29 protein-coding genes and 1 pseudogene are annotated in these 25,008 nt (G+C 69.3%); 19 read left to right on the top strand and 11 right to left on the bottom strand.

The features are described from left to right. Positions 1-10: 10 nt before the first annotated feature. The 4 genes and pseudogenes from G6N31_RS22535 to G6N31_RS22520 form a co-directional block, all read left to right on the top strand. Positions 11-784, top strand: a complete 774-nt coding sequence (locus tag G6N31_RS22535) for a DUF2470 domain-containing protein (protein ID WP_098006763.1) — start codon at positions 11-13, stop codon at positions 782-784. A gap of 10 nt (positions 785-794) precedes the next feature. Next, the gene (locus G6N31_RS22530) at positions 795-1,562 is read left to right on the top strand and encodes a CPBP family intramembrane glutamic endopeptidase (protein WP_098006759.1); all 768 of its coding nucleotides are present in this window, start codon (positions 795-797) and stop codon (positions 1,560-1,562) included. An 18-nt stretch (positions 1,563-1,580) separates the two neighbouring features. Next, entirely contained in the window at positions 1,581-2,834 is a 1,254-nt protein-coding gene (locus G6N31_RS22525) for an LCP family protein (RefSeq protein WP_244962247.1), read from the top strand. Continuing rightward, positions 2,833-3,060 (top strand): annotated as a pseudogene (locus tag G6N31_RS22520) (ferritin-like domain-containing protein); the annotation flags it as partial. The gene G6N31_RS22525 and the pseudogene G6N31_RS22520, both read left to right, overlap by 2 nt. Before the next feature lie 14 nt (positions 3,061-3,074). Here the strand turns inward: G6N31_RS22520 and G6N31_RS22515 are convergent. The 3 genes from G6N31_RS22515 to G6N31_RS22505 all read right to left on the bottom strand — a co-directional run bounded on the left by G6N31_RS22515 (position 3,075) and on the right by G6N31_RS22505 (position 5,368). After that, complete coding sequence (locus G6N31_RS22515; RefSeq protein ID WP_098006441.1) at positions 3,075-3,896, bottom strand: glycerophosphodiester phosphodiesterase; 822 nt, start codon at positions 3,894-3,896, stop codon at positions 3,075-3,077. 4 nt (positions 3,897-3,900) lie between these two features. Next, entirely contained in the window at positions 3,901-4,956 is a 1,056-nt protein-coding gene (locus G6N31_RS22510) for a DUF4328 domain-containing protein (RefSeq protein WP_098006443.1), read from the bottom strand. 61 nt (positions 4,957-5,017) lie between these two features. After that, positions 5,018-5,368: a rhodanese-like domain-containing protein gene (locus tag G6N31_RS22505; protein WP_098006445.1), complete on the bottom strand. Its 351-nt coding sequence runs from the start codon at positions 5,366-5,368 to the stop codon at positions 5,018-5,020. Positions 5,369-5,763: 395 nt separating this feature from the next. On the opposite strand from G6N31_RS22505, the gene G6N31_RS22500 reads away from it, so the two are divergent. Further along, positions 5,764-5,919, top strand: a complete 156-nt coding sequence (locus tag G6N31_RS22500; protein ID WP_163721968.1) for a hypothetical protein — start codon at positions 5,764-5,766, stop codon at positions 5,917-5,919. Here G6N31_RS22500 and G6N31_RS22495 read toward each other — a convergent pair. After that, positions 5,906-6,214 carry a S24/S26 family peptidase gene (locus G6N31_RS22495; RefSeq protein ID WP_098006487.1) on the bottom strand — a complete coding sequence of 103 codons (309 nt, stop codon included), beginning with the start codon at positions 6,212-6,214 and terminating at the stop codon, positions 5,906-5,908. The two genes, G6N31_RS22500 and G6N31_RS22495, sit on opposite strands and share 14 nt — an antisense overlap. 100 nt (positions 6,215-6,314) lie before the next feature. Here G6N31_RS22495 and sodN point away from each other — a divergent pair, with 100 nt between their 5' ends. The 4 genes from sodN to G6N31_RS22475 all read left to right on the top strand — a co-directional run bounded on the left by sodN (position 6,315) and on the right by G6N31_RS22475 (position 9,220). Next, the gene (gene sodN / locus G6N31_RS22490; protein ID WP_098006447.1) at positions 6,315-6,737 is read left to right on the top strand and encodes a superoxide dismutase, Ni; all 423 of its coding nucleotides are present in this window, start codon (positions 6,315-6,317) and stop codon (positions 6,735-6,737) included. A 167-nt stretch (positions 6,738-6,904) separates the two neighbouring features. Beyond that, on the top strand, positions 6,905-7,438 hold the full coding sequence (locus G6N31_RS22485; RefSeq protein WP_098006449.1) for a peptidase: 534 nt from the start codon (positions 6,905-6,907) through the stop codon (positions 7,436-7,438). A 250-nt stretch (positions 7,439-7,688) separates the two neighbouring features. Next, positions 7,689-8,405, top strand: coding sequence for a TMEM165/GDT1 family protein (locus G6N31_RS22480; protein ID WP_098006489.1), 717 nt, complete (start codon positions 7,689-7,691; stop codon positions 8,403-8,405). Positions 8,406-8,824: 419 nt separating this feature from the next. Next, a complete protein-coding gene (locus tag G6N31_RS22475; RefSeq protein ID WP_098006451.1) occupies positions 8,825-9,220 on the top strand; it encodes a helix-turn-helix domain-containing protein in 396 nt (131 codons plus the stop codon). 6 nt (positions 9,221-9,226) lie between these two features. On the opposite strand, the gene G6N31_RS22470 is transcribed toward G6N31_RS22475, so the two are convergent. The 3 genes from G6N31_RS22470 to G6N31_RS22460 are packed head-to-tail and all read right to left on the bottom strand — an operon-like array spanning position 9,227 to position 11,789. Next, positions 9,227-10,435 (bottom strand): hypothetical protein, encoded by a 1,209-nt coding sequence (locus tag G6N31_RS22470; RefSeq protein ID WP_098006453.1) that lies wholly within the window; start codon positions 10,433-10,435, stop codon positions 9,227-9,229. After that, positions 10,432-10,923 carry an ImmA/IrrE family metallo-endopeptidase gene (locus G6N31_RS22465; protein ID WP_098006455.1) on the bottom strand — a complete coding sequence of 164 codons (492 nt, stop codon included), beginning with the start codon at positions 10,921-10,923 and terminating at the stop codon, positions 10,432-10,434. Before G6N31_RS22465 ends, G6N31_RS22470 begins: the two co-directional genes overlap by 4 nt. 59 nt (positions 10,924-10,982) lie before the next feature. Beyond that, positions 10,983-11,789 carry a hypothetical protein gene (locus G6N31_RS22460; RefSeq protein ID WP_098006457.1) on the bottom strand — a complete coding sequence of 269 codons (807 nt, stop codon included), beginning with the start codon at positions 11,787-11,789 and terminating at the stop codon, positions 10,983-10,985. Positions 11,790-11,989: 200 nt separating this feature from the next. Between G6N31_RS22460 and G6N31_RS22455 the strand changes: the two genes are divergently transcribed. From G6N31_RS22455 to rraA, 5 genes are all read left to right on the top strand, one after another. After that, positions 11,990-12,646, top strand: a complete 657-nt coding sequence (locus tag G6N31_RS22455; RefSeq protein WP_098006459.1) for a DUF6474 family protein — start codon at positions 11,990-11,992, stop codon at positions 12,644-12,646. After that, positions 12,643-13,182 (top strand): copper resistance CopC family protein, encoded by a 540-nt coding sequence (locus G6N31_RS22450; RefSeq protein ID WP_098006461.1) that lies wholly within the window; start codon positions 12,643-12,645, stop codon positions 13,180-13,182. Before G6N31_RS22455 ends, G6N31_RS22450 begins: the two co-directional genes overlap by 4 nt. Beyond that, positions 13,179-14,102: a CopD family protein gene (locus tag G6N31_RS22445; RefSeq protein WP_234815491.1), complete on the top strand. Its 924-nt coding sequence runs from the start codon at positions 13,179-13,181 to the stop codon at positions 14,100-14,102. Before G6N31_RS22450 ends, G6N31_RS22445 begins: the two co-directional genes overlap by 4 nt. A gap of 76 nt (positions 14,103-14,178) precedes the next feature. After that, entirely contained in the window at positions 14,179-14,616 is a 438-nt protein-coding gene (locus tag G6N31_RS22440; protein WP_098006465.1) for an Rv3852 family protein, read from the top strand. Between the two features lie 12 nt (positions 14,617-14,628). Continuing rightward, a complete protein-coding gene (gene rraA / locus G6N31_RS22435; RefSeq protein WP_098006467.1) occupies positions 14,629-15,114 on the top strand; it encodes a ribonuclease E activity regulator RraA in 486 nt (161 codons plus the stop codon). Positions 15,115-15,125: 11 nt separating this feature from the next. On the opposite strand, the gene G6N31_RS22430 is transcribed toward rraA, so the two are convergent. Next, positions 15,126-16,601 carry a flavin-containing monooxygenase gene (locus G6N31_RS22430; RefSeq protein WP_098006469.1) on the bottom strand — a complete coding sequence of 492 codons (1,476 nt, stop codon included), beginning with the start codon at positions 16,599-16,601 and terminating at the stop codon, positions 15,126-15,128. A gap of 76 nt (positions 16,602-16,677) precedes the next feature. Here G6N31_RS22430 and G6N31_RS22425 point away from each other — a divergent pair, with 76 nt between their 5' ends. After that, positions 16,678-17,319 (top strand): TetR/AcrR family transcriptional regulator, encoded by a 642-nt coding sequence (locus G6N31_RS22425; RefSeq protein WP_234815492.1) that lies wholly within the window; start codon positions 16,678-16,680, stop codon positions 17,317-17,319. A gap of 24 nt (positions 17,320-17,343) precedes the next feature. Beyond that, entirely contained in the window at positions 17,344-18,555 is a 1,212-nt protein-coding gene (gene dinB / locus G6N31_RS22420) for a DNA polymerase IV (protein WP_098006473.1), read from the top strand. Between the two features lie 12 nt (positions 18,556-18,567). On the opposite strand, the gene G6N31_RS22415 is transcribed toward dinB, so the two are convergent. Further along, positions 18,568-19,572, bottom strand: coding sequence for a PHP domain-containing protein (locus G6N31_RS22415; protein ID WP_098006475.1), 1,005 nt, complete (start codon positions 19,570-19,572; stop codon positions 18,568-18,570). A gap of 132 nt (positions 19,573-19,704) precedes the next feature. On the opposite strand from G6N31_RS22415, the gene G6N31_RS22410 reads away from it, so the two are divergent. After that, positions 19,705-20,082, top strand: a complete 378-nt coding sequence (locus tag G6N31_RS22410; protein ID WP_098006477.1) for an ArsR/SmtB family transcription factor — start codon at positions 19,705-19,707, stop codon at positions 20,080-20,082. Continuing rightward, positions 20,079-21,716: a SulP family inorganic anion transporter gene (locus G6N31_RS22405; protein ID WP_163722317.1), complete on the top strand. Its 1,638-nt coding sequence runs from the start codon at positions 20,079-20,081 to the stop codon at positions 21,714-21,716. The genes G6N31_RS22410 and G6N31_RS22405 overlap by 4 nt, the downstream gene beginning before the upstream one ends. A gap of 1 nt (position 21,717) precedes the next feature. Here G6N31_RS22405 and G6N31_RS22400 read toward each other — a convergent pair whose 3' ends face one another. Beyond that, positions 21,718-22,287 (bottom strand): TIGR03086 family metal-binding protein, encoded by a 570-nt coding sequence (locus G6N31_RS22400; RefSeq protein ID WP_098006479.1) that lies wholly within the window; start codon positions 22,285-22,287, stop codon positions 21,718-21,720. 52 nt (positions 22,288-22,339) lie between these two features. Between G6N31_RS22400 and G6N31_RS22395 the strand changes: the two genes are divergently transcribed. Then, positions 22,340-23,197: an LLM class F420-dependent oxidoreductase gene (locus G6N31_RS22395; RefSeq protein ID WP_098006481.1), complete on the top strand. Its 858-nt coding sequence runs from the start codon at positions 22,340-22,342 to the stop codon at positions 23,195-23,197. A gap of 435 nt (positions 23,198-23,632) precedes the next feature. On the opposite strand, the gene G6N31_RS22390 is transcribed toward G6N31_RS22395, so the two are convergent. Next, positions 23,633-25,006 (bottom strand): IS30 family transposase, encoded by a 1,374-nt coding sequence (locus G6N31_RS22390; protein ID WP_163722078.1) that lies wholly within the window; start codon positions 25,004-25,006, stop codon positions 23,633-23,635. Positions 25,007-25,008: the final 2 nt, after the last annotated feature.

Here is a 25,008-nt window from a genome sequence, read left to right as displayed (position 1 = left end):
AGGCGGCGAGATGGCTTCCCCGGTACCGAACAAGGCACCGAGCACGGCAGAACGAATCCGCAGCCTGTGCGCACGGCCGTGCAGCGCGATCGTCGCGGTCGAAGGACTCGACCCGACCCCGACGCCGGTGCACCATCTGCTACGGGATGGGTCGTTCGCGATCACCGTCCCCGTGGGCGACGCGTTGCACGAGCGGGTCATCTCCGCTGGGCACGCCGGTATCCAGGCGGTGCTTGAGATGACCGACTACGCGCCCCTGCCACTGCGCGAACCGGTGCGCTCCCTGGTGTGGATTCAGGGCAGGGTGCGCGAGGTGCCCGGCAGCGAGGTGTCCGTCATGCTCGACCTCATCGCCGCATCGGACCCCAACCCCGCTCTGCTACAGGTGAACTCGGACCACGCTTTGATGCGCCTGGAGATCGAGTCGGTCGTGGTGGCCGATTCCACCGGCGCCGAGTCGGTGCCCCTGTCCCGGTTGCTCGGCGCGCGACCGGACCCGTTCTGCGCCATGGAGTCCGGCTGGCTGCAGCACCTGGATTCGGCACACCGGGAGATCGTCGACCGCCTCGCAGCCCGCCTGCCCCAGCCGTTGCGGCGGGGCCGGGTCCGGCCGCTGGGACTGGACCGCTACGGCGTGCAGCTGCGTGTGGAGGGCCAGGACGGCGATCACGATGTCCGGTTGCCGTTCACCAAACCCGTCGACGACGTCTCGGGGCTGAGCCAGGCCATCCGCGTGCTGATGGGCTGCCCGTTCCTGAACGGATTGCGCGCCCGCGGGGTCTAGCCTGGCTCCGATGAGCGGCGGCCCCGACGACCTCGACGCGACGGCGCGGCGTGCCCTGCGCATCGAGATCGTCGTCGTGCTGGCGGTCACGTTCGCGCTCAGCGCATACACCGCGTCGCTGCGGCTGATCGAGGGCGTGCTGCTGGGCCTGTCGGAGCAGACGGTCGCGATCAATCCCCGCCGCTCCCCGTTCGACCTCATCGATCTCGGATTGAATCTGGCCGCGCTGTTCCAGCTGCTGGCCTGGGGTGCGCTGGCCGTGTATCTGTTGTGGCGCAGCGGCCACGGCCTCAGTCGCATCGGCCTGGGCCGGATCCGGTGGCGCAAGGACGTCCTCGGCGGGGTGGGCCTGGCCCTGGTCATCGGCGTGCCCGGCCTGGCGCTCTACCAGATCTCCCGAATTCTCGGTGTCAACTCCGCGGTCGAGGCCGCCGAGCTCAACGACACGTGGTGGCGCATCCCGATGCTTTTGCTGCTGTCGTTCGGTAACGGCTGGGCCGAGGAAGTGGTCGTCGTCGGGTTTCTGTTGACCCGGTTGCGGGAGCTGCGCGTCAATCCGTGGATCGCGCTGGTGGCGTCCAGCCTGCTGCGCGGGGTCTACCACCTGTACCAGGGGTTCGGCGCCGGACTCGGCAATGTCGCGATGGGCCTGGTGTTCGGTTACGCATGGCAGCGGACGGGCCGGCTGTGGCCGCTGATCATCGCTCACACGTTGATCGACGCGGTGGCTTTCGTCGGCTACTCCCTGCTGGCGGGGCAACTGGGTTGGCTGCGCTGAGCCGACTAACCTTTTTCTGTGACCGGAGACGGTGCGCCCGACCGGCGCGAACCACCGCAGGCGATCCGGCGCGACCCGAACCACCGGCCGGCGTGGCCGCCGAACCCAGCCACCCCGCCTCGCCGGACGACGTCCCCGCCTCCGGCGCCGCCGCGCCGCGAACCGCCCCGTCAGCAACCGCCGCCCCCACCGCCCCGACGGCCCGTCCCCCCGCGTCGCCCCGCGCCTCCGCGTCAGCAACCGCCGCCTGCGCCGCCCCCGCCGCGCCGTCCGGCGCCACCCCCGTCTCCGCCGTCGCGAGCGTCCCGACGCCGCCGGCGGCGCTGGCCCCGGATCGTGCTCGTCTGCCTGCTACTGCTGGTCGCCGGTTTCGTCGCGACCGGCGTCTGGCTTGATTCGTCGTTGCAGCGGGTCGCCGCCCTACCCGACGCGGCGGACAGACCGGCCTCGGCGGTCGGGACCACCTGGCTGCTGGTGGGCTCGGACAGCCGCAGTGATCTGACCCCTGAGCAGCAGGCCGCCCTGACCACCGGCGGCGACCTCGGCAACAGCCGCACCGACACCATCCTGCTCGTCCACCTGCCCGGCCTGGGTTCATCGACCGCACCCACCGTGGTGTCGATCCCCCGCGATTCCTACGTCGAGATACCCGGCTACGGCAGCGACAAAATCAACGCCGCGTACACCGTCGGCGGCGCACCGCTGCTGACCCAGACCGTCGAGCAGGCGACCGGCCTGCGCATCGACCATTACGCCGAGATCGGCTTCGGCGGGTTCGCCCGCCTGGTGGACGCGGTGGGCGGGGTCACGATCTGTCCCGCCGAACCCATCGACGACCCGCTGGCCGGCATCGACCTGCCGGCCGGCTGTCAGCGCGTCGACGGTCCCGCCGCCTTGGGGTTCGTGCGCAGCCGAGCCACGGCCCGCGCGGATCTCGACCGGATGATCAATCAACGCCAGTTCGTCTCGACCCTGGTGCAGCGCGCTGCCAGCCCGGCGGTGTGGCTCAACCCGCTGCGCTGGTATCCGATGATGCGCGCAGTGGTCGACACGCTGACCGTCGGAGAGGGTGAGCATGTCTGGGACCTGGGCCGGCTGGCCTGGGCACTACGCGGCGACGTGGTCACGGTCACCGTGCCGATCGGCGAGTTCACATCCAACGGCTCCGGCGCCATCGTGGTGTGGGACGACTCGGCCGCCGGCCAACTCTTCGCGGCCCTGGCCTCGGACTCACCAATCCCGCAAGCCGTGCTCGACGCCGCGACCCCCTAGCGGCCTCGCCGCAACCGCCCGCGACGAGGGCGACTACCTCGACGAGCAATTCGTGCAGTGGTTCCTCAAGGAGCAGGTCGAAGAGGTCGCGTTGATGACGACTCTGGTCCGGATCGCCGAACGTGCGGGCGCCGACCTGTTCCATCTCGAGGACTTCGTCGCCCGGGAGATCGCCATGCCGTCGGCCGATCCGACCGCACCCAAGGCCGCCGGCGGAGCGCTGTAGGACCCAGGCCGGGGTCAGTCCCGGCCGGCGCCGGTCAGGCCGTCCTGCAGCCAGGCTTTCGTCCGGCCCGGGTGATTCGTCGCGATCCACCCGACCCCGAGGTCCCGGCAGTACTGCACGTCCTCGTAGTGGTCGACGGTCCAGCAGTACAGCGCCCGGCCCTGCGCCGCGGCGCGGTCGACCAGCTCGGGGTGCTCGCGCAGCGTCGCGATCGAGGGTCCCACTGCGGTGGCACCGACGGTGGTGGCCGCGCTGCCCCCGACGTAGCGCGAAGTCTCCCCCAGCAGAACCGTCGGCAGCAGCGGCGCGGCGCGGCGGATCCGCCACACCGCGGCCGCCGAGAACGACATCACCACCGCGCGGGACAAATCCGCCGACGGCGGTGCGGCGATGCCGTAGCGGTGCAACAGCGCCAGCACCTTGGTCTCGACCAGCGCGCCGTAGCGGACCGGATGCTTGGTCTCGATGAAGATCTTGACCGGGCGGTTCCAGTCGAGCACCAATGACACCAGGTCGTCGAGCGTCAGCAGACCGGTGTCGCCGTGGCTACCGTCTTCGCGCCAGCTCGGATGCCACGCGCCATAGTCCAGCTCCCGGAGCTGATCCAGGGTCATCTCACTGACCAGCCCGGTACCCGTCGAGGTCCGCTCCAGCCGACGGTCGTGCACGCAGACCAGGTGGCCGTCGCGGGTCAGGCGCACATCGCATTCGACCCCGTCGGCGCCTTCTTCCAGAGCGCGCTCGTAGGCCGCGCGGGTGTGTTCGGGAAGGTCCCCCGAGGCACCGCGGTGGGCCACCACGAACGGGTGGCCTCCGCCGGCCTGGGCAGGACTCATAGGCCTATGCTGCCGGGTTCCGGTCTCGAGCCTCAAGCGCCTCGCCGTCGTCGGCCGGTTCTTCCGGACCCGCCGGGGTGTGCGCTGATTCGCGGTCCGGGCCCGGGTCGACCGCGACCGGCACCCACCGCTTCGACGGTCGTTCCACCGGCTGACGCTCGAACCCGAAGAACACCTGCAGCGCCAACAGCACGGCCGCGAGCCCGAACAGATAGGCCACGATGGCGGTCACCGTGTTGTCGGCGATCCCCTGCGCATCCGAGGTGAAGCTGGTCGCGATCGAGAAGATCGACAGCGCGGTGGCGGCCACCCACACCAGCCACCACGCCAGGATCGGACCCCGCAGCCACTTCTGCCGGGACTCGGCGGCGGCGAGCTCGATGACGAAGACCGGCGCCCAGGCCAGATTGACCACCGGGATCAGGCAGCCCGCGCGCAACATCCACACCGACCGGGGCTCCTGCTGACCGAGATGCGCGAACGCGGCGGCCCGCCGGGCAATGAGCCAATTCGTCAACACCACCGCGGCGGCGACCACCATGAAACCCGCGACCACGCTGACGACGACGCCGCCCCAGGTGGCCGCGCCCGCCACCCACGGGTTGAGCAGCACGGTGCGATTGATGATCAGCAAGATGTAGCGCACCAGGTGAACGAACGCCGCCGCGCCCAGCACCGCCATCGCGGTCACCAGGGTCATCCGGACCACCGAGAGCGACGGCCCGGTCCGCACCGGTTCCTGCGCGGCGGGCTGTTCGAACTGCTCGACCAGACCCCACCGCGGGATGCTCGTGTAGCGCGGTGTCGGGCCGAGGTCCCGACGCCGGCGGCGCGGCGGCGGCGGGGCGCCCGGGCGCACCGCGACCCACCGCAGACCGGGAGGAAGCGATGGGCGACCGCCGGCTCGGGGGGCGCCGGTGGGTTGAGGGGGCCGTCCCCAGCCCGCGGTCGGGGCGCTGCCCGTCGGCGCCAGCAGGGTGCCGCGGCAGCGCGGGCACCACACCCGCTGCCGGTCCCGCACGTTCCACCGCGTCCCGCACTGGGAACACACTTGGATCATCGGACCAGGATAGAGCGAGGGCACTTGTCGGTGACCGGTCAGCGGCTCGCGCGGGGTCCGGTCACACCGTGCCCGCGACGCCGTCGTCGGTGACCACCGCGCGTCCGGCGCCGGCCCACGCCAACATGCCGCCTGCCACGTTGATCGGCTCGAAACCGCGCTGGGCCAGGTACTGCGCAACCCGGTGGGAGCGGCCCCCCACGTGGCAGATCACGAACAGTTGCGCGTCGCGGTCGATCTCGTCGAGTCGTGCCGGGACCTCACCCATCGGCATGTGACGGGCCCCGGGGGCGTGACCACGCTGCCACTCGTCGACCTCACGCACGTCCAGCAGCGTCACCGAGGCACCGAAATCGGTCGGCACCTCGCCGATCTGCGCCTGCACCACACCTGTTTCGTCGGGCCCGTCCATGACGTCATGCTGACACGCCCGACGTGGCCCAGGCCACACTCCCCGGCAGCAATTGTGTGCCCGGCCCGAACCTATCCACAGTTTCCACAGGTTCATCCACAGGATGACGAGCCGGTGGGCCGACGGCGGTGCCGGTCAGCGGTGCCTGGGGATTGCTTCGTTGTGGATAAGGACAAATTGACGCGGGCTGTCTTTCACAACCGGGAGCCGGAACCGAGCGAAATCGCTTGCTCACCTAACCAACAAGTCGGCGGTCCGCAACGTCGCGCCACCGATTTCACCGCGGCTCACCGATGGGGTTATGATCGGCGCCACTCGAGTCAATGTGTGATTGATCTCACTGAATCTCGGGCAAACTGGGGGAGGTAAGTAAGCGTGCAGGTGAGGAGCTTTTGATGTCGTCATCGATGGGTTCGGGGTCGGCTTTCCCGCCCTCGGAGTGGCAATCGTCCTCGCGCGCCTACACCCGCAGCCAGCTGATGGCACTGCTGCGGGCCGGCCTGATCGCCCTGGTGCTGCTGGGGATTCTGGCCCTGATCATCCTGTTCTGACCGGTCGGGTTCGCACGACGCGGACCCGCCAGCCGCGCACCGCCAAGACCACGCGATACGAGTCGGCGGCCGGCACCCAGCCGAAATGCCGCGAGTCGGTGACGCCCGGCGCCCCCGGGTTGTCCGACCGGGCCTCGAACGTCGCTGAATCCCCGGCACGCCGCACCGCGCCGACCCGCTTGACCAGATACCTCGCGCCGTCCCGGGGGTCTGCGAACACCCGCACCTGACCGGGTTCGACGTCGCGTGCACGCACTGCCAGCAACCCGTCGCCGGGTTGCAGCAAGGGCACCATCGAGTGCTCCACGACCACGAAGCGGCGTGGCGACCACAGGGGCCATCGCAAGGACCGGAGCCCATGGTGCCGACGCATACGCTAAGGGTAAGTTGGGGTCATGCTGCATCGACTGTTCAACAACGCGACCCCCGCCCATGCCCACTGCGATTTGTTCTGCGGTGTCTACGATCCCGCGCAGGCCAAGATCGAAGCGCTGTCCTGCCTGAAGACGATCCAGAAGTACCACGACTCCGACGACGAGCACTTCAAGACCCGCGCGATCATCATCAAGGAGCGCCAGGCCGAAGAGGTCAAGCACCATCTGATGGTGCTGTGGGCCGACTTCTTCACCAAGGACCACTTCGAGCAGTTCCCGAACCTGCACCAGTTGTTCTGGGAGGGTGTCAAGGGCGCCGGTGACGTCAAGAAGTCGCTCGACGCCGCGGTCGCCGAGAACCTTCTCAAGACCATCGATCAGATCGCCGACATCTTCTGGCAGACCGATAAGGGCAAGCAGATGGGCGTCTACCCGCCATCCTGAGCCCTCTCCCCCGCCGTTCGACGAACCCGGCTCGGTCTCTAGACCGAGCCGGGTTTTGTTGCGTTAGCAGTCATGTCCACTTGCGTGCCAGCGGGCACCTACCGCATTCTGAGCAAATCGACCCATAGTCGTGTCGGGCATTGCGGACAGAATGCCGGGAGGCGAAAGTGGATTTCGAGTCCAGCCGGGCGATCGGTATCGCCCCGTTTCATTCGCGTGGATCCCTGAAGGGTTTCGTGGTGTCGGGGCGGTGGCCGGATTCCACCAAGGAATGGGCGCAGTTGCTCATGGTCGCGGTGCGAGTCGCCTCCCTGCCCGGGTTGCTCTCCACCACAACGATTTTCGGTGCACGGGAGGAGCTGCCCGACGACCCCGAACCGGGAACCGTCGGCTTGGTGCTCGCCGAGGGTCCGGTGGTCGGCGAATCCGCCGTGCCACCCGGGCATTTCGCCGAGTGCCAGCCCCCGGCACTGCTGATGTTGCATCCGCCGTCGGAGACCACGCCGTCGCTGCCCGAATGCAACGGCGCGGCGTCGGGATGTGTGTTGCTTCCCGGACTCCCCCACCTGGGCCTGGAACACCGTGCGGCGTGGGTGGAAGCCGAGGCCGACGGCACGGTGACCTCGATGGTCAGCCGTGTCGGCGTCGATCCGATCAGCCACCCCGACACCGCGATCCTGGCGATGCTGCTTGCCGCATAAGGGTATTCGAAGTGTTCGATTCGCCTCTCCGAACCAGTTGTTCGGGTACCCGAAATCGGCTCGCCCACTGGCATTCTCGGCCGACACTGGTTAGGCTCGGTTAAGTAAGCGAAGGGGAGTAGCCGCCAATCGCCGTGTCGACATACTGGCGCAAGCCCGGCCGGCGAACCACAGACCGTGGTGGGCGAGACCTTCGACCGAAGTCTGACAGGACCGCGGTCCTGTCGGCGGCGTGTCGAAAGGTCCTGCCGTGCTTCCTGCAGTTCTCGTCAGCCTGGTGGTGGTGTTCTTCGCCGAGCTCGGCGACAAATCCCAGTTGATCGCGATGACGTACTCGTTGCGGCATCGCTGGTGGGTGGTGCTCTCGGGAGTGGGCATCGCGGCCATGCTGGTACACGGACTGTCGGTGGCCATCGGGCATTTCCTGGGCCTGACGCTGCCGCAGCGTCCCATCGCGTTCGCGGCCGCCATCGCGTTTCTGCTCTTCGCGGTGTGGACGTGGCGAGAAGGGCGCGATGACGGCGACTCCGACGAGGAGCCCCGCATCGCCGAGCCCCGCTTCGTCGTCGTCGCGATCGTCTCGTCGTTCGTGCTCGCCGAGCTCGGCGACAAGACGATGCTGGCCACTGTCGCCCTGGCCAGTGACCGCAACTGGCTGGGAGTCTGGATCGGCGCCACGATCGGCATGGTGATCGCCGACGGGGTGGCCATCGCCGTCGGGGCGCTGCTGCACAAGCGCCTGCCCGAGCGCTTTCTGCACGCGCTGGCCAGCGTGCTGTTTCTGCTGTTCGGTTTGTTCCTGCTCTTCGACGGCGCACTGGGCATGCGCTGGGTGGCGTTGGGCGTCACCGGCGCGACGGCGCTGACGGCGCTCGTGATCGCGGTTGTCGTCTGGCGCCGCCACCGACGCAATCTGTCACCGGTGCGTGACCGAACTGACACCTGTCGGTCCGCCACTGGCTACTGACAGTCTCCTCCACCCCCGATTACCTGCCCAGGCTGGGAGTTTGCCGCGCGACATGGCGTGGAGCCTGTCCGAGGGGGGCGTGCGGGGAGGGGCGCGACCTTCTCTCAGCAAATTTTAAGGCAGCCGCTTCCGTCGTTACCTGGCATTGCCGGGTGAACCGCCGGCCCCAGCTCGGTCCGGGCCGCTCAACTGGCGCAACAGTCCCGTCTGCCCAGCCGTTATTATTTGCCTAGCTGCACCTCGTATCGAAACTGTGAGATGCGCATATCGACGTCGTCGACAACACAGCGGCGTCGCCACGTACAGACCGGAGGAACAATTCCACCGTTTGCACTTGGTTGTCGACCTAACTGTCGCTACCATAATCAGCAAATACGCCGCCCCTAGCACCCGCTCAGCTTCACCTGGAGGTCGCCCCGATGAGCAATACGTTTGCCGCTCGCTTGAACCGCCTGTTCGACACCGTCTACCCGCCCGGACGTGGTCCGCACACCTCCGCCGAAGTGATCGCTGCACTGAAGGCCGAGGGCGTGACGATGTCCGCGCCGTACCTGTCGCAGCTGCGATCCGGCAACCGCACCAACCCGTCGATGGCGACAATGGCTGCGCTTGCCAACTTCTTCCGCATCAAACCGGCGTACTTCACTGACGACGAGTACTACGAGAAGCTCGACAAGGAGCTGACCCTGCTGGCGGGCATGCGCGACGAAGGGGTCCGGCGGATTGCCGCGCGCACCGTCGGGTTGTCCGCCGAAGCCAAGCAGGACATCGTCCAGAAGGTCGACGAGCTGCGTCGGCGCGAGAACCTCGATTAGCTCGGGTCAACCGCGCTGCGGTAACGGCGAACGCTTCCGCACCGGCGGGGCCGGCTGACCTTTTCCGCGGTCGATCGCCCGGTACTGGCGGGCGATCTCGAGAATCCACTCGCGGTCGGAGTAGTCGGACGGCTGACGCAACCACGCCAGACCGGGGAAACCGCGGTGCCGTGCGGCGTCGTCGCCGGAGCGGCCCTGATGTATCCACCCGGCGACCGTTGCGGCCTGGTCGCGGGCCGACACGTCGGGCTCGTCGGATACGTCGGGCTCGGGGCGCCCGGCCGACTCCCCGGCGTCTTCGGGGGCAGCGGCGGCCGACGGGGCGTCCTCATCGGTATCGGCGACGTCGTGGTCCAGCCGGCGGGCTCCCGCCGCGGCGGTGGCCTCCAGGTAGAGCGCGTCGGAGATCAACGACATCCGTTCGGCCACCCGGAAGACCAGGGGTCCGCGCGGGCGCACCCCGATGCCGACGTCGGGATGCCGACGGCCCAGTTCGTCGAGCAGCGGCGCGATCGCGCGCAGCTCCCGTCGGGCCCCGAACCAGTCCTCCAGGCTCGGCAGCAGTGATCCCGCAGCGACGATGAGCATCGCGATACCGAGCATCGTGGCACCGGTACCCACGGCACGCAGCAGGAAGAACGCCAGCGCCAGCGCGATCAGCACGATGCCGATGGTGAAGACGAACAGCGCCCGGCCGCGGCGTGACCGGTTCGAGTGCCGCAGCCCGGCCCACACCACCAGGCTCAGCGCCAACAGGACATAGAGCAGCGGCAGCAGCCACGACACCGAGATCGCGTCGGCCCCGACGTTGTGCCGCAGGTACTCCTGCGGCGACATCTCGGCCTGCCGACCGGCCGACAGGAACGCGGCCAGGCTGGCCGTCGCGATGACGGCGGCGACGCTGTACTGCACGATCGCGATCTTGCGCGCGGCTGCCGGGCTGCGCACCGACGCCACGGTGGTGATCATGACGCAGCTGCCCGCCGCACACCCGATCAGCGCCACCTGGCTCAGGCCCATCGAGATGTTGGGCCACCCCAGGGCGGTGTCGACGAGCAGCGTCAAGGGCTGCCAGTTCAGGGCCGCCACCGCGCCGAGGCTGCCCAGCGCCAGAATCATCGCGGTACTGACCACGGACTGCTTGTTCACCAGTGCCCACCCGATGCGCAGGCCGGTGGCCAGCCCGAGGAGTCCGGCGATGACCCAGACGATCAACCAAATGCCTCTCCGAGGCGCACTTGCACGATCGACGCCCGATCCGACGGCAACCGTCCCAGCCGGAAGATCAGCAGCGCCGCGAAGTCCTCGGCTTCCTGCTCGAGGTCCTCACCGTTGGGACCCATGCACCCCGTGCGCTGATTGAGCATGTAACCGATCAGGTCGGAGGTGGCGAGTTCGGTGCTCTCCCGCGCGGCCTGCGCCACCGGGATGCCCTCGTGCCCGAGCACCAGATGACCCAGCTCGTGGGCCAGCGTGCGGTCCCAGGCGGGCAGTCCCTCCTGGATCAGGAACACGTCGTGGTCGTTGTACTGCCGCCATTGCCCGCAGACCCCGGCCGGGAGTTCTGCGGTGGTGAGTTCGATCGGTCGGCCACGGTCCTCGCTGACCGCCTGCACCAGCCGTGGCAACGTGATCTCGCCGTGCCGCGGGGCCAGATCCAGTACCTCGCTGACCGCGCGGGTGACGCGTCGGCTCGCAGGCATCAAACCCCCTTCCTCGGGTCCACTATGCGCCGCTCACCGCTCGCCGGTGCGCGGTTTGGTCAGTTCATGAAACGCGTGGCGCCGCGGACGGCGATCACGCGTCCCGCTTTGGCCTGGCGGTATCCGAGCAGTCCGCCTGCCCCGGTGAGCACCAGTATCCCGGCCAGGCCGGGCAGCGCGATCGCCGCGATCTGCGGCAACCCGGCGCCGCGCAGATAGTCGGGATAACCCACGCGAAACGACGGCGGCCCGGACACCGGTCCCGCGGCCGGGGTGGCGCCCGGTGCCGTGGCGGGTTCCGGGGCGCGCGCGGGTCGCGGGTCGCCGGCGCTCTGCCGGGGCGGCGGCGCCTGGGGCCGCGGGCCCGGCCCCGCCGGCGCCGCGGGACGGGGCGCGGCCAGCGCGGGGACAGGCAGCACCGGCACGCTGATCGGGGCTCCGACGGGGGAATTCAGCGGCAGACCGACCCCGGGGACGGTGTCGATGAGGTCCGGGACCTGCGGCTCGCCGAGGGGCGGCGGGATCCGCGGCATCTCGGGCAGCGGGGCAGGTCGACCGGGCAGCACGCCGGGCAGACCGCCGCCGTCATTGCTGTCCGACGACGGCGGCGCCTCGGGCGCAGGTGGGGTGCCGAGCCCACCGCATTCCGGGTCCCGGCGTTTGCAGCGCGGCCGACGGGGTTGGTCGCCGGTCGGTTTCTCGGCCCGGGCGGCGCTTCGACGTTCGGACACCGTATCCGCGGTGTCGCTGCCGGTGGCGCGGTCGGTTCCCGGCTGCGGGTCGGCGCCGGCGGTGCCTCCGGTCAGCCCGGAGAGGGTGCCCGCTGCCAGCAGGGCCGCCGCAGTGAAGCGCGCTCGCGAAGCCACGTCCTCACCGCCCTTCCGGGATAGGGCCCTACACAGCGGTTGTCCGACGATTCTCGCACAGGCCGTTTTGCGCAGGGAAGGTCGATTCAGGCCCGGGGCCGGGGACGAGCGCATCCGGTCCGGGCGACGAACGATACTGTTGGCGGCGTCCCCCGGATCATGGGCGGGGACACCGACGAACCAACCGGGAGGCTGTAGGGATGGGTCTGTTCAAGCGACGCAAGTCCCGCGCTACCCGCAAGGCCGAAGCTCGCGCGCTCAAGGCCAAGGCCAAGCTCGAGGCCCGGCTGTCGGCCAAGAACGACGCACGTCGGTTCAAGGCCGAACAGAAGGCCCAGTCGCGGGCGCTGGCAGCGCAGTTGAAAGCCCAGCGCGACAGTGACCGCGCCGCACTGCGGGTGGCACAGACCCAGCTCAAGGCCGCTCAAGAGGGGAAGTTGCTCTCCCCCAGCCGCATCCGCCGCACGCTGACGGTGACCCGACTCCTGGCCCCGGTGGCGGTACCGCTGGTGTACCGGGCCTCGATCGCCGCGCGCGGGCTGGTCGACGAGCGTCGTGCCGACAAGCTGGGCATCCCGCTCAGTCAGCTCGGGCAGTTCTCCGGGCACGGTGCCGGATTGTCGGCGCGGATCGCCGGTGCCGAGCAGTCGCTGCAGGTGCTGACCGAGAAGAAGCCCAAAGACAGCGAGACCCGTCAATTCGTCGCCGCGGTCACCGAACGGCTTGGCGAGCTCGCCGCTGCCGTCACCGCCGCCGAGAACATGCCATCGGCCCGCCGCCGCGCCGCCCACGCCGCGATCGCCGAACAGCTCGACGGAATCGACGCCGACCTGATGGCGCGGCTCGGAGTGTCATGAGCACGGTGGCAGCACCACGCTTCCTGCTCGCCGCGCTGGCGGCGGCCGTGCTGCTGGTCACCGCCGGCGCCACCGCCGGACCCGCGTGGGCGCACGCCGCGCTGGTCGGCACCGACCCGGCCGCGGACGCCGAGGTGGCACGGCCGCCGGCACGCGTCAGCGCGACGTTCAGCGAGACCATGCAGCCGCAGTTCGCGGCGATGACCGTGGTCGGCCCAGACGGCGCGCAGTGGGGCGACGGGGAACCCCGGGTCGACGACACCGTGATCAGCGTCGGGATCCGGGCCGGCGCCCCGGCCGGCGAGTACACGGTCAACTATCGCGCCACCTCCGCCGACGGCCACGTCGTCAATGGGTCGTGGTCATTCCGGGCCAACGCTGACGCACCCGGTTCGGCGACGGCGGCACCGCCGCCTCCGGACGCTCCCCCGGTCGACGACGCCTCCGGTGACGGGCTCCCGGTGTGGCCTTTCCTGGCGGCGGGCGCGGTGGTGATCACCCTCGGCGCTGCATGGGCGGTCCGGCGCCAGCGGTGACCCGACCCCGCGCGGTGGCCGGCGCCGCGCTGGTCGCCGTGGTGACATGCCTGACGGCCTGGGCGCTGGCGTACCCCGCCGCACCGCTGGGTGCGACGGTGGTGCGGGCGGTGGCCCTCGGCGCGGCGGTGACGACGCTCGGACTGGCGGTGGTGCCGGCACTCGACACCGGCCGGTACCGCGCCGAACTCCGCCGGCGCGCCGCCGCACCGCTGGTCGTCGCTGCAGCGGTCTGGCTGGTCGCCGAACTGGCGCGGGTCCTGACCAGCACCGCTTCCGCGGCCGGCACACCGGTTCTGACTGTCGGCTGGCACACCGCCGCCGACTTCCTGGCGACCACGTCGGCCGGGCGGGCCGCGTTGCTCACGATCGCCGCCGCGGCACTCGTCGTCGCGCTCGCGGTGCTGGCTCCGGTGCCGGGGCCCGCCGGTGCCGTCGTCGCCGGAGCCGCGGCCGTCGGTCTCGTCGGGCATTCGGTCAGCGGGCACCTGGCCGGTGATCCGGTGGGCAGCGTCGCGGTGGCCGGTCACACGCTGGCGGCGGCGCTGTGGTGCGGTGCCCTGGCCGCGCTCTCGCTGACCGTCGAGCACCGGGGTCAGTGGTCGCGGGTGCTGCCGCGCTTCTCGCAGCTGTCCCTGTGGTGTGTGATCGCGCTGTTGGCCGCCGGCGTGACGGCCGCAGCCATCCAATTGCCTTCAGCCGGAGCGCTTTTCAGCACCGGCTATGGACGCGTGCTGACCTTGAAGGTGGTGTGCACCGCGGTGTTGCTGACCCTGGCCTGGCGCCATCGCAGCGTGTGGGTGCCCGCGGCGCGGGGACACCGCAGCACGGCGGCGCTGTCGCGACGCCGAGCCGTCCTCGAGCTCGCGGTGATGGCGGTGGCGCTGGCGGCAGCCGCGACGCTGGCCGTGACGGGTTGAGCTGATGCCGCCCCCGGCAGGTCGCCTGGCATGATGGGGGCCACTGCCGGGTGCAGAAACTCAAAGGAGCAACGACATGGCAGAGCAGCCGGATGGGCCAGAGGAACGGCCGGACGCCGCGACCCCGCAGCCCGATCCGCCGGCCCCGCCGGTGAAGAAGACCCCGGCCAGGAAGACTCCTGCGAAGAAGACACCGGCCAAGAAAGCGCCGGCCAAGAAGACTCCGGCGAAGAAAGCGCCGGCCAAGAAGTCCGTCGCCAAGAAGGCACCGCCGGCGAAGAAGGTCGTCCCTCCGGCCACCGAGGACGCGGTGACCTCAGCCGCCAGAGAGGCTGCCGCACAAGCCAAGTCGACGGTGGCCACGGCGAGCAACGCGATCTCGGCGCCGGTCGCCGCGCCGGCCGAGCCGTCTTCGTCACGGCTACCGGTGACCGTCGCCGTGGTGACCGGACTGCTGGCGCTGATCGTGGTGCTGCTGGCCGCCCGCCGCGCCGGCGGTCAGGCCGACGACTGAGATACTGACGCGGTGACTGTGCACCCGCGTCCGACCGCTGACCTCGTCGACGACATCGGCCCCGACGTCCGCAGCTGCGACCTGCAGTTGCGGCAGTTCGGCGGGCGGGCAGAGTTCGCCGGCCGGATCACCACTGTGCAGTGCTTTCAGGACAACGCGCTGCTGAAGTCCGTGCTCTCCGAGCCGGGCGACGGCGGCGTGCTGGTCATCGACGGCGCGGGCTCCCTGCACACCGCCCTCGTCGGTGATGTGATCGCCGAGTTGGGCCGGTCCAACGGCTGGTCGGGTCTGATCATCCACGGCGCTGTGCGCGACGCGTCCACACTGCGCACGCTCGACATCGGCATCAAGGCCCTGGGCACCAATCCGCGTAAGAGCACCAAGACCGGCCAGGGGCAGCGCGACGTCGCCGTCGAGTTCGGCGGGGTGGTTTTCACCCCCGGCGACATCGCCTACAGCGACGACGACGGGGTTGTGGTCGTCGCCGCAGACGACTAGTCGGCCTCGTCTCAGGCTGACGTCGCCACCGGCGCACGGTGTCTGGTGAACTGCAGTGCCTTGTCGTCGACTTTGCCGCGGCGGATCAGCGCGATGTCGAGCAGGTAGTTCTGCTTCAGTCGCCACGGTGCCTTCGACCCCGACTTGGGGAGCCGGTCGATGGCGCGCTGGATATAGCCCGAGGTCAAGTCGACGAACGGGAGGCGCTCCACGTCGGCGCCCGGCTCGCGCGGCACCACCGTGGTGTAGCCGTGGCCGTCCATGTAACGCAGCAGTCGGGCGACGAACTCGGAGGTCAGGTCGGCCTTCAGCGTCCATGACGCGTTGGTGTAGCCGAAGGTGAACGCCATGTTCGGCACGCCGGAGAGCATCATGCCCTTGTAGGCGACGCTGTCGGCCAGGTTGACCGGCTCGCCGTTGCGCCGCACCTCGGCACCACCGAAGAACTGCACGTTCAACCCCGTGGCCGTGATGACGATGTCGGCTTCGAGCACCTCACCGGATGTCAGCAGGATGCCTTCGGGGGTGAAACGTTCGATGGTGTCGGTCACCACGTCGGCTTTGCCTTTGCGAATGGCCTTGAAGATGTCGCCGTTGGGCGCCAGGCACACCCGCTGATCCCACGGCTTGTAGTCCGGTGCGAAGTGCCGGTCGTAGTCGAAGCCCTCGGGGAGACGGCGCTCGGCCATGGTGCGCAGTGTCTTGCGGAAGACGTCCGGGAAGGTCCGCGCGGTCTGGTATTGCGCGGTGGCCTGCAGGATGGCCTTCCAGCGCGCGGCGGCATAGGCCGCCTTCTCCGGCAGCAGCTTGTACATCCGCGCCGCGAACGGGTCCTTGTCCGGCAGTGAGCCCACGTAGGTGGGCGTGCGCTGGAGCATGGTGACGTGTCCGGCACCGGTGTCGACCATGGCCGGGATCAGCGTGATCGCGGTCGCGCCGCTGCCGATCACCACGACCTTCTTGCCCTGGTAGTCGAGATCCTCGGGCCAGTGCTGCGGGTGCACGACGGTGCCGGCGAAGTCCTCGAGGCTCGGGAACTCCGGCGCGTAGCCCTTGTCGTAGTTGTAGTAGCCGCTGCAGGCCCACAGGAAGCCGGCGTGCAGTTCGACCTGCTCGCCGCCGTGCTCGACGGTCAGTTCCCAGCGCTGGTGCTCATCCGACCAATTGGCCGCCACCACCTTGTGGCCGAAGCGCATGTGCTTGTCGATGCCGTTCTCGACCGCGGCCTCGTTGAGGTAGTTCCAGATCGACGGTCCGTCGGCGATCGACTGGTCGGTGGCCCACGGCTTGAAGTGGAAGCCCAGGGTGTACATGTCGGAATCGGAGCGGATGCCCGGGTACTTGAACAGATCCCAGGTGCCGCCGAGCTGGTCCCGGCGCTCCAGGATCAGGTAGCTCTTGTCCGGGCAGGCACCCTGCAGATGCCAGGCGGCACTGATGCCGGAGATGCCGGCTCCCACGATGACGACGTCGACAAATTCGGTCATGGCGTCAAGTTATCAACGCAGTGTCGAACTAGTCAACACCCTGTTGAAACTTTCAACACCATGTAAAGTCGTCACCGTGACTGCCGCTAGCCAGGCCCGCCCCGCCCGCGGACGGCGCGCCGCCCGCCCCTCCGGCGACGATCGGGAACTGGCGATCCTCGAAACCGCCGAGCGCCTCCTCGAAGACCGCTCCCTGGCCGAGATCTCGGTCGATGACCTGGCCAGAGGCGCCGGCATCTCACGGCCCACGTTCTACTTCTACTTCCCGTCCAAGGACGCGGTACTGCTGACGCTGCTCGAACGGGTGATCGCAGAGGCCGACACCGCCCTCGAGGAGTTGATCGCCAACCGGCCCGCCGACCGGCGCGCGATCTGGCGGCGGGGTATCGACGTCTTCGTCCGCACCTTCGGGGCCCATCGAGCGGTGTGCGCGGCCACCGTCAGCGTGAAGAACACGAATTCGGCGGCCCGCGAGGTGTGGTCGCGCTCGATGCAGCGCTGGATCGATCACATCGCCGCGGTGATCGAAGCCGAGCGCGCCGACGGACACGCTCCGGTGACGGTGCCGGCGATCGAGTTGTCGACGGCCCTGAACCTGATGAACGAGTCGGTGATGACGGCGGCGTTCGCCGGCCACGAACCGGCCATTCCCGATCACCGAGTGCTCGACAACCTGGTGCACATCTGGACGACCAGCATTTACGGCGACTGCCGCTGAGATGTCCCCCGCGGATGCGAACATGTGTTCGTGTCCGGTGGTGATCCGGCGAGCATCCTGCACGCCGACCTCGACTCGTTCTACGCGTCGGTCGAGCAACGCGATGACCCGTCGCTGCGCGGGCGGCCGGTGATCGTCGGCGGCGGCGTCGTGCTGGCCGCCAGCTACGAGGCCAAGGCCTTCGGAGTTCGCACCGCGATGGGCGGCCGGACCGCTCGTGCGCTGTGCCCGCACGCCATCGTGGTGCCGCCCCGCATGTCGGCCTACACCCAGGCCAGCCGCGCCGTGTTCGACGTGTTCGCCGACACCACCCCGCTGGTGGAGGCGTTGTCGGTCGACGAGGCGTTCCTCGACGTGTCCGGGCTGCGCCGGGTGGCCGGCACACCGGTGCAGATCGGTGCGCGGCTGCGCGAGCAGGTCCGCGACCGCGTCGGACTGCCGATCACCGTCGGCATCGCGCGCACCAAGTTCCTCGCCAAGGTCGCCAGCCAGCAGGCCAAGCCGGACGGGCTGCTGTTGGTTCCCCCGGATCGTGAGCTGGCGTTCCTGCACCCACTGCCGGTGCGCGCGCTGTGGGGGGTCGGCGCCAAGACCGCCGAGCGGCTGGGCGCGCACGGTATCGAGACCGTGGCCGACGTCGCCGAACTCAGCGAAGGCATGCTGGCCACCCTGGTCGGCGGCGCGATGGGCCGCCAGCTCTACGCCCTGGCCCACAACATCGACCGGCGCCGCGTCGTCGCCGGAGCCCGCAGGCGCTCCGTGGGTGCGCAGCGCGCGCTCGGCCGTGGAGGCAGCGCGATGTCGGCCGTCGAACTCGACGCGGTCGTGGTCAACCTGATCGACCGGATCACCCGCCGCATGCGCGCCGCCGGCCGATCGGGACGCACGGTCGTGCTGCGGTTGCGGTTCGACGACTTCAGCCGCGCGACCCGTTCCCACACCATGCCGCGGGCCACCGCGTCCACCGACGTCGTTCTCGGGGCCGCGCGCCGACTGGTGGCCGCCGCCCGGCCGCTCATCGCCGAGCGTGGCCTGACGTTGGTGGGTTTCGCGGTCGGCAACATCGACCGCGACGGCTCCGAGCAGCTCGAGCTCCCGTTCACCGATCGCCCCGACACCACCGGCATCGACCTGACCGTGGATGCCATCCGGGGCCGCTACGGCAACGCAGCGGTGACCCGCGGAGTGCTGGTGGGGCGCGACCCCGGCCTGGAGATGCCGATGCTGCCGGACTGAGTCAGGACTGATTCACGACGAAGCCCAGGCCAGCAGCTCGTCGGCCGGCCAGGTGTTGACGATCCGCTCGGCAGGCAGGCCCGCATCGAGGGCGCGCTGCGCGCCGTAGCCGAGGAAGTCGAGCTGCCCGGGCGCGTGCGAGTCGGTGTCGATGGCGAACACGCACCCGATGTCGATGGCGAGCTCGAGCAGGCGCGTGGGCGGGTCCCGGCGCTCCGGGCGGGAATTGATCTCGACGGCGGTGCCGCTGTCGCGGCACGCCGTGAACACCTTCTCGGCGTCGAACTTCGACTCCGGGCGCATCCCGCGCCCGCCGGTGACCAGTCGGCCGGTGCAATGCCCCAGCACATCGGTGTGCGGATTGGCCACCGCCTTGAGCATGCGCCGGGTCATCGCCGAGGCGTCCATGGCCAGTTTCGAGTGCACACTGGCCACCACCACGTCGAGCCGCTCGAGCAGATCGGGCTCCTGGTCGAGCGACCCGTCTTCGAGGATGTCGACCTCGATGCCGGTGAGGATCCGAAGCGGGGCGACCTTCTCGCGGATCTCGTCGATGACGTCGAGTTGCTCGCGCAGTCGATCGGCCGACAGTCCGTTGGCGATCTTGAGCCGCGGTGAGTGATCGGTCAGCGCGCAGTACTCGTGACCGAGGTCGCGGGCGGCGGTCATCATCTCCTCGATCGGCGCCGAACCGTCCGACCAGTTGGAATGGACGTGCAGATCACCGCGCAACGCGGCCCGCAGTTCACCGCCGCCGAGGTCCTGCGCGCCCTCCCGAAGCTCGACCAGTACGTCGGGTTCCCGGCCCGCCCAGGCCTGGGCGATCACCGTTGCCGTCTTCGGGCCGATCTTGGGCAGGGACTGCCAGCTGTTGGCCGCGCCGTGCCGCGCGCGCTGCTCGTCGGTCAGCGCGGCGACGACATCGGCGGCGTTGCGGTAGGCCATCACCCGTCGGGGATCCTCGCGGGCGCGGTCCTTGTAGTAGGCGATCTGGCGCAGCGCGGTGACCGGGTCCATGACACCAGTGTGCCGGGCAGCTCCAGGCGCTGGGCGCGCCGTGAGTCTCGGCACATTCGTCGGCTTTCGGGACTTCGCGAGGCTACTCTGATTGAGAAATCATTCAATCCGTCAAATCATAAAGGTCTGCCGATGCCCGATCGCTTCCCCGCCGACGCGCAGCGGCCGCTCTACGAGATCAAGGCCAATCTGTTCAAGGCGCTCGCCCATCCCGCGCGCATCCGGGTGCTCGAGATCCTCTCGGCCGGCGCCGGCCCCACCCCGGTCAGCGACATCCTCGCCGAAACCGGAATCGAGGCCACGCTGCTCTCCCAGCACCTCGCGGTCCTGAAGCGTCACCACGTGGTGACGGCCCGGCGGACCGGCAACGCGGTGTTCTACGAGCTCGCCCACCCTCTGCTGTCCGAACTCCTCGTCATCGCCCGCACCTTCCTCGCCGACACCCTCGCCGGTCAGCGTGAACAGCTGAAATCCCTCCAGGCGCTGCCGCCCCTGGAGAACAGTCCGTGATCGCCCGCACCCTGGGCCGGCTGCTCCCGAGCCGGCGCGACTACGCCGACCTCCCCCGGTCCTGGCGGCGGGACATCATGGCCGGCGTCACCGTCGGCGTGGTGGCCCTGCCGCTGGCCCTGGCCTTCGGCATCAGTTCCGGCGTCGGCGCGGCCGCCGGGCTGGTCACCGCCGTGGTCGCCGGTCTGGTGGCCGCGGTCTTCGGCGGCTCGTCGGTCCAGGTCTCCGGACCCACCGGCGCGATGGCCGTCATCCTCGCGCCGATCGTGGCGAGCCACGGTCTCGGCAGCATCGCCCTGGTGACCGTGCTCGCCGGCGTCATCGTGCTCGTCGCCGGCGTCACGGGACTGGGCCGGGCGGTCACCTTCATCCCGTGGCCCGTCATCGAGGGGTTCACCCTGGGCATCGCCGCGATCATCTTCCTGCAGCAGATCCCGGCGGCGTTCGCCGCCACCGCCTCACCCGGGCAGCGCACCCTGCCTGCCGCGTGGCATGTCGTCACCCACGCCGACTGGTCCCAGGCCGCGAAGACGCTCGGCGTGATCGCGTTGGTCGCCGCCCTGATGCTCGGGCTGCCGCGACTGCACCGCGCCATTCCGGGATCGCTGGCCGCCGTCGTCGCCGCCACGCTCGCCGTGACGGTGCTCGGGCTCTCGGTCGCCACCATCGGCGAGCTGCCGTCCCACCTGCCGGCCCCGGCGCTGCCCGGCGTCGACCTGGGCGCACTGCGGGATCTGATCGGCGCGGCGCTGGCGATCGCGGCGCTGGCCGCCATCGAATCGCTGCTCTCGGCGCGGGTCGCGGCCACGATGTCGCCCACCGGCCCCTACGACCCGGACCGCGAGCTCGTCGGCCAGGGTCTGGCGTCGATGGCCTCCGGCGTCTTCGGCGGCATGCCGGCCACCGGCGCGATCGCCCGCACGGCCGTCAATGTGCGCTCCGGCGCCCGCACCCGCGTCTCGGCGATCGTGCACTCGCTGCTGCTGCTCGGCGTCGTCTACCTGGCCACCGGCCCGGTGGCGGCCATCCCGCTGGCGGCGCTGGCCGGGGTGCTGATGGTGACCTCATTCCGGATGATCTCGGCGACGACGATCCGCCGGATCCTGACCTCGACCCGGTCCGATGCCGTGACGTTTCTGCTGACGGCCGCGGTGACGGTGTGCTTCGACCTGATCGAGGCAGTCGAGATCGGCGTGCTGGTGGCGGCGTTCTTCGCGCTGCGCAGCGTGGCCCGCCGTAGCAGCGTGGTCCGCGAGGAGCTGCCGGCGCCCTACCGTCCCGGCGACGAGGAGATCGCCCTGCTGCGGCTCGACGGCGCGATGTTCTTCGGTGTGGCCGAACGGATCTCGAACGCGATCATCGACGCCGACCATCCGCGGACCTCTGTCGTGATCATCCGGATGTCCCAGCTCGGGATGCTCGACGCCACCGGCGCCAACACCCTGGCGCAGATCTGCACCGAACTGGAGTCGCGGGGCATCACCGTGATCATCAAAGGGGTGCGGCCCGAACACGCCGCGCTACTGGCCAACGTCGGCGTCTTCGAAACCCTGCGCCACGAGAACCACCTGGTGGACACCCTTGATGAGGCGATCACGCACGCCCGGACGCACGCCCGGGGTCAGCCGCACTGAGTCAACCGGCAGACCACGCCGGGTCCCGGCCGGTCAGCGCCAACACCCGGTCGAGCAGCGGCGCGTCGTCGGGCACCGGGACCGGGGCGTCGAACAAGCCCTCGACGGGATCGGCGGCGAAAGCCGACACATGGGGCAACAGCACCTGGAGTACCCCGTCGTCGACGGTGTAGGGCAGCCCGGCCGCGGCGGCGACGTCCCACCCGTGCACCACGACTTCGCTCAGCGCGATCAGCCCGCCGAGCTCGGCGGGAAAATCGACGCCACCGGCACGCGACATCCCCTCCCACGCGGCCGGATCCCGCCACGCCTGCGCCAGCTCGGCCAGCCGCGCCGGGTAGAGCTGCCGCCACCCCTCGTCGGGCTGTTCCACCAGGTGCGGCGGTGTGTCGGTGAGCGGTCCGAACTCCTTGCGGGCGGCCGCGGTGAACGCCGGCGCCAGACCACCCACGTGAGCTATCAGTGCGGCGAGATCCATGTCGGAACACGGCGTCGCAGCGCGCAATTGGTGCTCACCCACCTGCCCGAGTACGGCGGCGGTGCGGGAACAGGCCTGCGTCAGATCGATCATGTCGGTACTGACCGCCGCCGCCCGCCGAACTCATCGGCCTACAGTCGATGAAGTGAGATTCGCGTTCAAGACCTCGCCGCAGAACACCACCTGGAAAGACATGCTTGCAGTGTGGCAGTTCGCCGACGACATCGACGTGTTCGATTCGGGCTGGACCTTCGACCACTTCTATCCGATTTTCTCCGACCCGGCAGGCCCGTGCCTGGAGGGTTGGGTCACGCTGACCGCGCTGGCCCAGGCCACCGCGCGGCTGCGGATCGGGGTGTTGGTGACCGGCATCCACTACCGGCATCCCGCGGTGCTGGCCAACATGGCGTCGGCCCTCGACATCGTCTCCGACGGCCGCCTGGAACTGGGCATCGGCGCCGGCTGGAACGAGGAGGAGTCACAGGCCTACGGGATCGAACTCGGCACGGTCAGAGACCGCTTCGATCGCTTCGAGGAGGCCTGTCAGGTGCTCAAGGGGCTGCTCGCGGAGGAGACGACCACATTCCACGGCAGGTTCTATCAGCTCACCGACGCCCGGAACGAGCCGAAGGGGCCACAACGGCCGCACCCGCCGATCTGCATCGGCGGCAGCGGAGAGAAACGCACGCTGCGGATCACGGCGCGATACGCCGATCACTGGAACTTCGTCGGCGGCACACCAGCGGAGTTCGCCCACAAGCGCGAGGTCCTGGCCCGCCACTGCGCAGATGTGGGGCGGGATCCGGCGGAGATCATGACCTCCGCGCACGTGCGGTTGAGCGCCGACCTGGATGTCGGCCGGGCCGTCGACGAGGCGGCCGCGTTGGGCGCTGAAGGTCTGGACCTGGCGATCATCTACCTGCCCGCGCCGCACCACGTGGCGGTGCTGGAACCGCTGGCCGCGGCGATCAGCCAGTCAGGCCTGCTGAGCAAACCGTCGTAACCGGGTCACAGATCGATAACAGTTGGGCAAACCCGCCGTCACCCGTGTGACTGATCGCGGTCAGCGTTCGCTAGACGCCGTATCTGAGCAGTTCGTCAGCGGTGATCAGCCGCTCCGCCTTCGCGGGGAACTCACGGCTTTTGACAGGATGACGAAGCAATGACCAGGCAATTCGACCCATTCGGGTCCGAGCTATCGGGTTGATATACACGGTGATAACTCCCGAGGTTTACCAGATTGCTGAACCGTGGAGCCACCTTACCGCAGCCCCCTCACCGAAGTCATTAGACACCTGCGAGCTGGCAAACTACCCACGACTCGCCGGTTCGAGTTGCGAAAGTTTCTGATGTGGCCTATGGGGCAGAAGTGACTGGAGTGATTTAAACCGGCCCACGCCCGCGAGCGTGCGGCCAGGGCGGAAACCGGCGCTTGGATTCAAGCGGTCGTTGCAACAAATGTGGACGGGTCTGAGAGTAGCCGGTTAAGTTCCTCGGCGGGGGTGCGCCAGTTGTGGCGTTTGCGGGGTCGGGCGTTGAGTTCGGCGGCGACCTCGTCTAGCCAGCCGGGGCCGTAAAAGGACAGGTCGGTGCCTTTGGGAAAGTACTGCCGCAAGAGTCCGTTGGTGTTTTCGTTGGTGCCGCGCTGCCAGGGGCTGTGCGGGTCGCAGAAGTAGATCGGCAGGCCGGTGGCTTCGGTGATCTTGGTGTGCAATGCCATCTCGCTGCCTTGGTCCCAGGTCAGTGAGCGGCGCAGGATTTCGGGGATTTCGGGGATCTTGGCCGACATGGCCTCGGCCAGGGTGGCTGCGGTGCGATCGGCGGGCAGATGCAGCAGCACCACGAACCCGGTGGTGCGTTCGACCATGGTGCCGATCGCTGAGCCCGAGGCGGTACTGCCCAGGATCAGATCGCCTTCCCAATGACCCGGGATCGCGCGGTCGTCAGCTTCAGCAGGTCGCTGGCTGATGTTGACCATGCCCTTGAGCTTTCCGGTGCCAGTAGGGGTGCGGCCCTGTGGTTTTCGTTGAGTGCGGCCGGTGCGTAGCGCGGTCTTGACCAGCCGGGCAAGCTCCCCGCGAGGCTGGACATACATGGACTGATAAATCGTTTCGTGCGACACCCACATCTCCGGGTCGTCGGGGAACTCTTCGCGCAGCCGGCCCGCGATCTGCTCGGGGCTGTGCCGATGCTTCAAGCGTTGCACAACCTGGTCGAGCAGGACGGGGTTGGTGTCGAGTTTGCGTGGCTTGGGACGTTTGGCGTGGGCCTCAACGCTGCCCTGCCCGACGCGCGCCCGGTATCCCGAGGCGGTCTGCCCGCGACGGGTCTCACGACTGATCGTGGACCGATGTCGCCCCAGCAATGCTGCGGCCCGAGCCGGTGAATGCCCCGTCTCCAGCAGTTCTTCTAACCGACAGCGTTCAAGAAACGACATCGGCCCTGCCGGTGATGACGCGGTGTCGAGATCGCTAACCACAGCAAGAGGTGTTCTGGGCACGTAACCAGCCTGTTGGACCCACCGCAGGGCCGTGTGCTCCGACACGCCGGCGAACACCGCGGCCTGCGTCGGCGAGGACCCCGACCGCAACGCGGTCCAAAACGCGTCCCGAGCCTCTTGCGAATACCGTGTGCCGTAATGCTTCTTAGTGGTCTGATAACCGGCGTCTCTGGCCCATTTGCGACCCGTGGCACCAGCCACCCCGGCCACTGTCGCCGCCGCCGTCGGCGACACCCCCGACCTCAACGTTGCGAAGAACACCTCGCGGACAGACTCTGGCACTTGTTTGCAGCCATGCATCCGAAACCCCATCG

Origin of the sequence: Mycolicibacterium duvalii (assembly GCF_010726645.1) — a bacterium.
GTDB lineage: Bacteria > Actinomycetota > Actinomycetes > Mycobacteriales > Mycobacteriaceae > Mycobacterium > Mycobacterium duvalii.
This window is presented reverse-complemented; position numbering and strand designations above follow the sequence as displayed.